Below are 4,651 nucleotides of genomic sequence, written 5' to 3'. Positions count from 1 at the left end.
GGGCCTGGCCGGTCCCGGCGGACACCAGCGCCGGGCCGGCCAGGCCCAGCGAGCTGCGCCCGCCGGCCGCCACGCCCAGCAGCGCGCTGCGCAGCAGCAGGCCCGCCGAGGCGCGCGAGGGCCGCTGCGGGCGCCGCGCGGCGGTGCCCGCGCGCAGGGAGGGCAGGTCCACGATCGCGGCCCGCCCGTGCGCGGCCGGCGGGTCCAGCGCCCGCAGCGCCGCGTGCGCGGTCACCCCGTACGCCAGGTGCGGCAGCGCGTCGGAGACCCAGTCCTGCGCCGTCCACGTGCGCAGGTCGGTGACGCCCAGGGCGTGCGCGGGCAGGTCCGTGGCCGCCATGGCCAGCGCGCCGGTGACGACGCCGCCCACCCCGGCGGGCATGCGCAGCCCGGCGGCGCGGGCGAGGCCGACGAGCTTGCCGACGCCCACCCCCGCCGCGTAGCCGGACAGGGCGCCCAGGGCGGTGGTGCGGTGCTCGCGCTCGGCGCCGCGGCCGCCGACCGGGCGCCCGAGCCGCTCGGCCAGCGCGGTGACCGTCTGCTCGGGCACGGTGCTCGGCGCCCGGCCGCGCACGGCCACGTCGCCGTACGTGACGGCGTTCAGGACGGTGGTGCCGGCGGCACCGGCCACCGCGCCGGCGAGGACGGTGTGGACCGGGCGGCGCGGGCGCGGGGAGCTGGTTCGGGTCACCGCGCCACTGTGCTGCCGTCCCGGGCCCTCGGCCACTCGGCGGCCGGGTCCCGGGACGGGGCGCGGGAGGGTCAGCGCACGTGCTCGCGCAGGAACGCGGTGGTGCGCTCCCAGGCCAGCTCGGCGGACTCGCGGCGGTAGTTGGGCCGCTCGTCGTTGTAGAAGGCGTGCGGGGCGGGGTACACCTCGAAGCGGGCCGGCACCCCGGCCTGCTCGCGGAGGCGCTGCTCGGTGGCGCGCACGGCCTCCAGGGGCACGGAGGAGTCCTCCTCGCCGAAGTGGCCCAGCACCGCCGCCCGCAGCCCGGAGAAGTCCGTGTCGGGCCCGGGCACGCCGTACCAGGGCACCGCCGCGCCGACCCGCTCGCCCTGCTGCGCGGCCAGCGCCAGCACGAAGGCCCCGCCCATGCAGAAGCCGACGGCGCCGACGGTGGAGGAGGTGGTCTCCGGGCGCTGCAGCAGGTGGGTCACCGCGCCGGCCAGGTCGCGGGCGGCGCGCTCGGGGGGCAGTTCGGTCATGAAGCGCGCCGCCTCCTCGGAGTCGTGCGTGGTGCGCCCGCCGTACAGGTCGGGGGCCAGGGCGACGAAGCCCTCGGCGGCGAGGCGGTCGACGATGCCGGCGACGTGGTCGGTCAGGCCCCACCACTCCTGCACGACGATGACGCCGGGGCCGCTGCCGGAGCCCGGCACCCGCAGGTAGCCGTGCGCGTGGCCGCTCTCGGAGGCGGAGTCGAAGGTGACGTTCTGGCGGGGGTTGGCGTGCTGCTCGTGGCTCACGGCAACGATGGTGCCCCGTGCCGCCGCGCGCCGCGCCCGGGGGTGTCGGTGCGGCTCGTTAGCCTTCGCTCGTACAGGTGTTCGCGCGGGGCCGTGCCCCGCGCCGGGTGTGGAGGTCGTGTGATCGCGTCGGTGCGCGGGCGGGTGCTCGCGGTGCGGCTGGACTCGGCGGTCGTCGAGGTCGGCGGGGTGGGGCTGCTCGTGCAGGCCGCCCCGGCCACCCTCGCCGCGCTGCGGGTCGGCGAGGAGGCGTCGCTGTCGACCAGCCTGGTGGTGCGCGAGGACTCCCTGACCCTCTTCGGCTTCGCCGACGCCGACGAGCGCGAGGTCTTCGAGGTGCTGCAGACGGTCTCCGGCGTCGGCCCGCGCCTGGCGCTGGCGGTGCTCGCGGTGCACCGCCCCGACGGCCTGCGCGCCGCGGTGGCCGCCGAGGACCACGCGGCCCTGGTGCGGGTGCCCGGCATCGGCAAGAAGGGCGCCCAGCGCCTGTGCCTGGAGCTGGGCGACCGGCTGGGCCCGCCCAGCGGCGCGCCGGCCCAGCTCGCGGCGGCCCCCGCCGACGACGACGCCCGCCGCAAGCAGGTCGTCGACGCCCTGGCGGGCCTGGGGTACCCGGTGAAGCAGGCCGGGGACGCGGTGGACGCGGTGACCGCCGACGACGCGGCCGGGGCGGGCGCGGTGGAGGACGTGCCGGCGGTGCTGCGCGCGGCGCTGCGCCACCTGTCGGGACGCTGAGCGAGCAGGGGAGGGGCACGTGAGCGAACGGATCGTCACGACCGGCGCCGACGAGGGCGAGCGCGCCGCGGAGTCGGCGCTGCGCCCGCACGGCCTGGAGGAGTTCGTCGGCCAGAGGGTCGTGCGCGAGCAGCTCTCGCTGGTGCTGGACGCCGCCAAGGCGCGCGGCGGCACCAGCGACCACGTGCTGTTCTCCGGCCCGCCCGGGCTGGGCAAGACGACCCTGGCGATGATCGTCGCCTCCGAGATGGGGGCGCCGCTGCGCCAGTCCAGCGGCCCGGCGATCCAGCACGCCGGGGACCTCGCGGCCGTGCTGAGCTCCCTGGACGAGGGCGAGGTGCTCTTCCTCGACGAGATCCACCGCATGGCGCGCCCGGCGGAGGAGATGCTCTACATGGCGATGGAGGACTTCCGGGTCGACGTGATCGTCGGCAAGGGCCCGGGGGCCACCGCCATCCCGCTGGAGCTGCCGCGCTTCACCCTCGTGGGCGCCACCACGCGCGCCGGCCTGCTGCCCGCGCCGCTGCGCGACCGCTTCGGCTTCACCGGCTACCTGGACTTCTACACGCCCGAGGAGCTCGTGCAGGTGCTGCGCCGCTCCGCTGCGCTGCTGGGGGTGCAGCTGACCGCGGAGGGCGCCGCCGAGATCGGCCGGCGCTCGCGGGGCACCCCGCGCATCGCCAACCGCCTGCTGCGGCGGGTGCGCGACTGGGCGCAGGTGCGCGGCTCGGGACTGGTGGACCGCCGCGCGGCCCGCGCGGCCCTGGAGGTGTACGAGGTCGACGAGCGCGGCCTGGACCGCCTGGACCGGGCGGTGCTGGACGCGCTGTGCCGCCGCTTCGGCGGTGGCCCGGTGGGCCTGTCGACGCTGGCGGTCGTCGTGGGCGAGGAGGCCGAGACGGTCGAGACGGTCGCCGAACCCTTCCTGGTGCGCGAGGGGCTGCTGGGGCGGACCCCGCGCGGGCGGGTGGCGCTGCCCGAGACGTGGGCGCACCTGGGCCTGACCCCGCCGCGCGACGCGCCGTGGCAGGTCCCGCCGGGGGCCGAGGAGCCCGAGGAGGGCGAGTCGGGCGCGGCGGCGGGCGGCGACGGCGCCTGAGGACCGGCCGCGTCGCTGTCCAGGGCCGTCCGGGTGACCCGTCTAGACTGCGCGGGCGGGTCGGGCGACCGGCGCCGGCCGGGGGGAGGAACCCGCGGGCGGTGCGCGGCGTTCAGCCCGCCGTGCCGGCACGAGGCCGGCACGGGCGCCGGTGAGCCGTCGAACCCACCGGTGCGGAGAGGGATGTCGTGGGTGGTGGCGGCGGTAGCCAGCTGATCTTCCTGGTGCTGATGATCGCCTTGCTGGTCTTCATGTTCAGCCGGACGCGCAAGCAGCAGCGGGCGCAGGCGGAGATGCAGGGCAGCGTCGGGCCGGGCGCGGAGGTCATGACGACCTCGGGCACCTACGGGACGGTCGTGGCCGTCGACGGCGACGTGGTGACCCTGGAGATCGCTCCCGGCGTGCGCACGCGCTGGGCGCGCCGCGCCGTGGCGCGCGTGGTGACGCCGGCCCTGTCGGCCCCCGGCGAGGTGCCCGGCGCGACCGCCGCCGGCGCCCCGGGCCAGGCGGGCGGCCTGGACCTGCGCAAGCCGGCCGCCGAGGGCGACGACCCGGCGGACGGCGGTGCGCCGCGGCTCTGAGCTCTCCCGCTGCCTTCCCGGTCCCGCACGGCGGTCACTGGTAAGACAGCACCCGTCCACGAAGAGTGACAAGCTTGCGTCCACCGGGTGACGACCGTCGCCTGGTGAGCGCCGTCCCGAGGTACCCAGTGTCCAACGACAGGCCCCCGCGCGTGCGCCGAGGCGCACCCCTCCGCCGACCCCGCCCCGGCCGCTTCCTGGCGGTGCTGGTGCTGCTGACCGCGCTCGTCTTCGGCGCCGTCGGCGCCGGCTCGATCTGGGGGGCCGCGCGGTGGGCGCCGGGTCTGGCCCTCGACCTCGAGGGCGGCACCCAGGTGGTCCTCACCCCGCGCGCCGTGGGCGGCGGGCAGGTCGACGCCGAGCAGGTGCAGCGCGCCGCCAACATCATCCGCCAGCGCGTGGACGCCACCGGGCTGTCCGAGTCGCAGGTGCAGGTGCAGGGCGGGCAGAACATCTCGGTGTCCATCCCCGGGCGGGCCAGCCGCGAGCAGCTGGACCTGATCGCCCGCTCCGCGCAGCTGCGCATGCGCGTGGTGCTCTACGCCGAGCCGGTCGCCCCGCCCGCCGCCCCGGCGCCCACGGGCACGCCCACCGACGGCGCGACGCCCACCGACGGCGCCACGCCCGCGCCCACCGACGGCGCCACGACCGCGCCCACGGACGGCGCCACCCCGGGCGACGCGGCCACGGCCTCGCCGGCGGCGACCCCGGAGCCCACCCAGAGCGCCGACGGCGCGGCCGCCCCGGCGGCCCTGCAGCAGGCCGGCAC

Annotated in this window: 4 protein-coding genes and 2 pseudogenes; 4 read left to right on the top strand and 2 right to left on the bottom strand. The window is 78.3% G+C overall.

The genetic code is table 11. The features are described from left to right. A pseudogene (locus GTR00_RS14955) lies at positions 1-691 on the bottom strand (hypothetical protein); the annotation flags it as partial. Positions 692-762: 71 nt separating this feature from the next. Next, positions 763-1,467: a dienelactone hydrolase family protein gene (locus GTR00_RS14950; RefSeq protein ID WP_323132501.1), complete on the bottom strand. Its 705-nt coding sequence runs from the start codon at positions 1,465-1,467 to the stop codon at positions 763-765. A 120-nt stretch (positions 1,468-1,587) separates the two neighbouring features. Here GTR00_RS14950 and ruvA point away from each other — a divergent pair, with 120 nt between their 5' ends. From ruvA to GTR00_RS14930, 4 genes and pseudogenes are all read left to right on the top strand, one after another. Continuing rightward, positions 1,588-2,202 (top strand): Holliday junction branch migration protein RuvA, encoded by a 615-nt coding sequence (ruvA, locus tag GTR00_RS14945; RefSeq protein WP_166612396.1) that lies wholly within the window; start codon positions 1,588-1,590, stop codon positions 2,200-2,202. A gap of 19 nt (positions 2,203-2,221) precedes the next feature. Next, positions 2,222-3,301, top strand: coding sequence for a Holliday junction branch migration DNA helicase RuvB (ruvB, locus tag GTR00_RS14940; protein ID WP_166612395.1), 1,080 nt, complete (start codon positions 2,222-2,224; stop codon positions 3,299-3,301). Positions 3,302-3,489: 188 nt separating this feature from the next. Further along, positions 3,490-3,882 carry a preprotein translocase subunit YajC gene (gene yajC / locus GTR00_RS14935; RefSeq protein ID WP_205705873.1) on the top strand — a complete coding sequence of 131 codons (393 nt, stop codon included), beginning with the start codon at positions 3,490-3,492 and terminating at the stop codon, positions 3,880-3,882. Positions 3,883-4,091: 209 nt separating this feature from the next. Next, positions 4,092-4,651 (top strand): annotated as a pseudogene (locus tag GTR00_RS14930) (protein translocase subunit SecD); the annotation flags it as partial.

This window comes from Kineococcus indalonis (assembly GCF_009906395.1).
In the GTDB taxonomy this organism is placed as follows: Bacteria; Actinomycetota; Actinomycetes; order Actinomycetales; family Kineococcaceae; genus Kineococcus; species Kineococcus indalonis.
The sequence above is the reverse complement of the archived record's forward strand: the minus strand, read 5'-3'. Positions and strand labels throughout refer to the sequence as shown.